Origin of the sequence: Mycobacterium sp. 1245852.3 (assembly GCF_001669335.1) — a bacterium.
GTDB classification, from domain to species: domain Bacteria; phylum Actinomycetota; class Actinomycetes; order Mycobacteriales; family Mycobacteriaceae; genus Mycobacterium; species Mycobacterium europaeum_A.
In genome coordinates, this window is sequence record NZ_LZLL01000065.1 from 1 (window position 1) to 826 (window position 826).

Consider the following 826-nt stretch of genomic DNA (forward strand, 5'->3'; position numbering starts at 1 on the left):
TCAAGCTGGAACCGCGGCCCGACCCCGAGCCCCGGCCGGAGTGGCGGGGGCCGTTGGCCTCGATCACTAAGACCTCCGACGAGCAGGGCAGCTGTTACCGGATCACCCTTCCGCACCCCGATGCGGCGAAGTTCGACGCGGCGTTGGCGTCGCATCGTGAGGCGCTGATCGCCGAGTGGAAACACGATCAGGCCATCGGCGCGGGTGATCAGCGGCCCCCGATGCCGGGCACGGTCGAGGCGTTCATGCGCCTGGTGCAGACCGGCTGGGATGTCGAGGCGGCGCGGCGCCCGCACGGGCAGCACACCACCGTGGTGGTGCACCTCGACGTGGAAAAACCCACCGCGGCGCTGCATCTGGGTCGACTGCTTACCGATGCCGACCGCCGCTATCTCACTTGTGATGCCACCGGTGAGGTCTGGTTCGAACGCCGCGGCGAGGTCATCGGTGCCGGGCGGGCCACGCGGGTGATCAACCGGCGGCTGCGCCGCGCGCTGGAGTATCGCGACCGCACCTGTGTGGTGCCGGGTTGTGGTGCCACCCGTGGTCTGCACGCCCATCACCTGCGGCACTGGGAAGACGGCGGCCCCACCGAGTTGGCCAACCTGGTGCTGGTCTGTCCTTACCATCACCGGTCACACCATCGGGGTGTCATCACCATCAGCGGGCCCGCACACGCACTCGTGGTCCGCGACGACGAAGGCCAAGTGCTCAGCGCGGGATCGCTGGCGCGCCCACCCACCGGGCCCCCACCTGCGGTGGCGCCGTGTCCGGGACCGATCGGCGAACGCGCCGACTGGTGGTGGTACACACCCTTCCAACCCCA

General features: G+C 69.7%; 1 protein-coding gene. It reads left to right on the forward strand.

Annotation, left to right across the window (positions count from 1 at the left end):
• Positions 1-826 (forward strand): HNH endonuclease signature motif containing protein (locus tag A9W96_RS02875; RefSeq protein WP_067137839.1); only part of this gene is annotated, 826 nt, incomplete at both ends.